The organism is Parvibaculum sp. (genome assembly GCF_035511255.1).
Taxonomy (GTDB): Bacteria; Pseudomonadota; Alphaproteobacteria; order Parvibaculales; family Parvibaculaceae; genus Parvibaculum.
Genome location: NZ_DATKFR010000093.1, coordinates 1 through 3,995, shown reverse-complemented (window position 1 = coordinate 3,995; position 3,995 = coordinate 1). Strand labels below are relative to the sequence as shown.

At 63.1% G+C, this 3,995-nt stretch carries 2 protein-coding genes and 1 pseudogene; 2 read left to right on the top strand and 1 reads right to left on the bottom strand.

The features are described 5' to 3' along the window. The first annotated feature begins 32 nt into the window (after positions 1-32). Both VMR03_RS03140 and VMR03_RS03135 read left to right on the top strand, forming a co-directional pair. Entirely contained in the window at positions 33-2,408 is a 2,376-nt protein-coding gene (locus tag VMR03_RS03140; RefSeq protein ID WP_325402195.1) for a membrane-bound PQQ-dependent dehydrogenase, glucose/quinate/shikimate family, read from the top strand. Positions 2,409-2,422: 14 nt separating this feature from the next. Further along, complete coding sequence (locus tag VMR03_RS03135) at positions 2,423-3,712, top strand: carbohydrate porin (protein WP_325402193.1); 1,290 nt, start codon at positions 2,423-2,425, stop codon at positions 3,710-3,712. A 3-nt stretch (positions 3,713-3,715) separates the two neighbouring features. On the opposite strand, the pseudogene VMR03_RS03130 reads toward VMR03_RS03135, so the two are convergent. Then, a pseudogene (locus VMR03_RS03130) lies at positions 3,716-3,995 on the bottom strand (acetyl-CoA carboxylase biotin carboxylase subunit); the annotation flags it as partial.

Genomic DNA, 3,995 nt, shown 5'->3' with positions numbered 1-3,995 from the left:
GTCCTGGCCGGGCGCAGTCGAGAGCAGAGCACATGGTCACGTCACGAAATCTGCCGGGCCGCGTGCTCGGTCTGGCTTTTCTTCTTCTTGGATTATGCCTTGCCGCGGGAGGAGCCTGGCTCGTGTCGCTCGGCGGCGCGTATTTTCATCTTCTGCTCGGCCTTGCCTTCGTCCTAACGGGCGTCTTGTTGTGGCTCGCGCGACCGGCCGTGCTCTGGTTTTACGCGGCAGTGGTTCTGGTCAGCCTCGGCTGGGCGCTTCACGAGGTCGGACTTGACTGGTGGCAGCTCGCACCACGTGGCGACGTGACCATCATCCTTGGCGTCATTCTCGCCCTTCCATGGGTCGTGCGCGGGCTCGGATCGGAGACAGGCAGGCGAAAGGCCGGATGGACCGCGCTCGGGCTGTCACTGATCCTGTCCGTTGGCGTCGGCGTGGCAGCCATGCTGCGGCCGTCCCACGATCTCAGCGGCGTGGTGCCGGAGCCGTCGCCATCCGCCGCATCGCTGGATGACGGCACGCCGGCTGGCGAGTGGCGCGCCTATGGGCGTACGCAATATGGCCAGCATTATTCCCCGCTCGCGCAGATCACCCCCGGCAATGTCAGCCAGCTTCAAATGGCCTGGACCTATCACACCGGCGACATTCGCAGTAAATCCGACCCGGTCGAGGCTACCTATGAAGTGACGCCGCTGATGGTCGGCGGCACGGTCTATCTCTGCACACCGCACGATATCGTGATCGCGCTCGACGCGGAAACCGGCGCGCAGAAGTGGCGCTTCGATCCGAAGGTCATGGTTCACCGCGAGGACATGCAGCACCTGACCTGTCGCGGAGTTTCCTATTACGACGGATCGGCCGGCGCATCCAAGGCGGCGGGCAGCGCGCCGTCGGCCGCCTGCGTCAGGCGGCTTTTTCTTCCGACTATCGACGGACGGCTGATCGCGCTGAGCGCCGAGACGGGCGAAGTGTGCGCCGGCTTTGGCGGCGCCAGTGGCACGATAGATTTGTGGCAACACATGCCGAATGTGCGCGTCGGCTCCTACTATTCGACGTCGCCGCCAGTCATCGCCGGAAATCTCTTCATTATTGGCGGGGCAGTAAACGACGACTACCGGGCCAAGGAAACCTCCGGCGTCATTCGCGCCTTCAACGTCGACACGGGCGCGCTGGTCTGGAACTGGGACAGCGGCAATCCCGACGACACCGCGCCGATTGCGGAGGGCAAGACCTATACGCCGAACTCCCCCAATAGCTGGAGCATATCGAGCTACGACGCGAAACTCGGATTGATCTACATTCCGCTGGGAAATCAGACGCCGGATCAGCTCGGCGCGAACCGCAGCAAGAATGTCGAGACCTATACCGATACGGTCGTCGCTCTTCATGCGGATACGGGCAAGGTCGCCTGGGCGTTCCAGGGTGTGCATCACGACCTTTGGGACATGGACATGCCGGCGCAGCCGAGCCTGCTCGACCTGACCATAGGCGGGGAAACCGTGCCGGCGCTGGTCGAGGCGACGAAAGAAGGCGAGATCTTTGTGCTCGACCGGAGAAGCGGCAAGCCCGTTTTGCCGGTGACGGAAGAGCCGGCGCCGACAGGTGCGATCGAAGGCGATTTCACGGCGCCGACCCAGCCGCACTCGGCCCTCTCGTTCAATCCGGCCCCGTTGACGGAGGCCTCCATGTGGGGGCTCACGCCCTTCGACCAGCTCGCCTGCCGGATCAGCTTCCGCAAGCTGCGTTACGAGGGACGCTACACGCCGCCATCGCTTCAGGGTTCGATCATCTATCCCGGCAATTTCGGCACCTTCAACTGGGGCGGCCTCGCGGTCGATCCCGTGCGGCAGATCGCGTTCCAGATGCCGGTCTATCTCGCTTTCACGTCGCAGCTCATTCCGCGTAAAGACGATCACACGCGGCTCGTGACGAAGCCGGGCGATCCACCCATCGGTGAAAACCTCGGCGATCCCTATGCCGCGAAGATGGGGGCTTTCATGTCGCCCATCGGTCTGCCCTGCCAGAGTCCGCCATGGGGCTATGTGGCCGCCGCCGACCTCACGACCGGCAAGATCATCTATCGCCATGTCAACGGAACCGTCCGCGATCTCTCGCCGGTACCGATCCCGCTGAAGATGGGTGTGCCCGGCATCGGCGGACCGTTGCTGACAGGCGGCGGCGTCGCCTTCCTCAGCGGGACGCTGGACTATTACGCGCGTGCCTATGACGTCTCGACCGGAAAGATGCTGTGGCAGAAGCGCCTTCCAGCGGGCGGACAGGCCTCGCCGATGACCTATCTCTCGCCGAAAAGCGGGCGGCAATTCGTCATCGTCGTGGCCGGCGGCCACGGCTCGACAGGAACCAAGCCTGGCGACTCGATCATCGCCTATGCGCTGCCGAAGCAATAAGGGGGAACTGAGAGATGGTCGATGTCAAACGCCGGCTTTTCTGCCTGGCCACGGCCGTGGCCTTTACGGTCCTTGCCGGAGAGGCTGGAGCCGCGGAGAAGGGGGGACCGGGTCTCACGGGCGACTGGAGCGGCCTGCGTCCCCAGCTTGCGCAGGATGGCATCGTCTTCGATCTCAATCTCGTTTTCGAAGGGGCCTACAATCCGGCGGGTGGCGAGCGCAGCCGTGCGCAGCAGGCGGGACAGTTGAGCCTTGGAGCGACCGGCGATCTCGACAAGCTGCTGGGAATTCCGGATGCGAAGCTCAAGCTCGTCGTGACCAAGCGCGAGGGAAACGACCTGGGCGCGGATGCCGGTTTGAATACGCTGCAGCAGGTTCAGGAAGTCTATGGGCGCGGCAACATCTGGCGGCTGACCGAACTCTCCTACGAGCAGGGGTTTGCAAACGACGTCGTCGATCTCAAATTCGGCCGGGTCAATCCCGGCAGCGATTTCGCCATGTTCTCATGCGATTTTGAAAATCTGACTTTCTGCGGCGCGGCGCCGGGAAATATCGCCGGCGATTACTGGATGAATTCGCCGGTCAGCCAATGGGGCGCTCGCCTGAAAGTCTATGTCGCAAAGGGCGTCTACATGCAGGCAGGCGCCTACCAGATCGATCGGACCGACCAGGAAAACGGCCGCGGCTTCTCGCTGTCGGCCGAAGGGGGGAGGGGCACGCTCATTCCGGCGGAGTTTGGCTGGTACCCCTCGTCAAAACTTCCTGGCTCTTACAAGCTCGGCGGCTGGTACAAGACCGGGCATGAGAGCGACCCTTTCCTAGACATCAATCATCGGCCGCAGGCGATCACGGGCGACCCGGCGCTGCAACGCGACGGCAGCTTCGGCGCCTATGTCAATTTTCAGCAGCAGGTGACGGGGGCGGACGGTGGCGATCGCGGGCTGACCCTCTTCCTCAACGGGCTCGTTGCTGATCCGCGGACGGTCGAACTCGACCGGCAATTCGCCGTCGGCGTCTCATATGCGGGGCCGTTCGAGGTGCGACCGCAGGACACGGTCGCGCTGGCTCTCGGCACGACGCATGTGAATGGCCGCGTCGCGGATGGAGAAGCGGCCTATAACGAAACCGCGCTGACGCAAATGCCTGTACAAAGATCGGAATATGTCGCGGAGCTCGATTATCGCGCCCAGGCGACGGGATGGCTCACCCTCGATCCGAACCTTCAGCTCATCCACTATCCGGGCGGCGACGAAACCGCATCTGACGCGGTGGTGATCGGCCTCAAGGCGGCGCTGAAGCTTTGAGCTTCAGGCCTTTTCCTTGAGGTAATTCTCGAGCCAGTGGATGTGGTAGTCGCCGTTGATGAAGTCCGGCTCGTTCACGAGATCCTGAAAGAGCGGGATCGTCGTCTTGATGCCGTCGATCACGAATTCATGCAGCGAGCGACGCAGGCGCATCAGGCATTCGTTGCGATTGCGGCCATGGACGATCAGCTTGCCGATGAGGCTGTCGTAATAGGGCGGAATGCGATAGCCGGAATAGGCCGCCGAGTCGACGCGCACACCGAGACCGCCGGGCGTATGGAAG

Coding starts and splice junctions, on each gene's coding strand:
- VMR03_RS03140 (WP_325402195.1), top strand. CDS start 33: ATGGTCACGTCACGAAATCTGCCGGGCCGCGTGCTCGGTCTGGCTTTT.
- VMR03_RS03135 (WP_325402193.1), top strand. CDS start 2,423: ATGGTCGATGTCAAACGCCGGCTTTTCTGCCTGGCCACGGCCGTGGCC.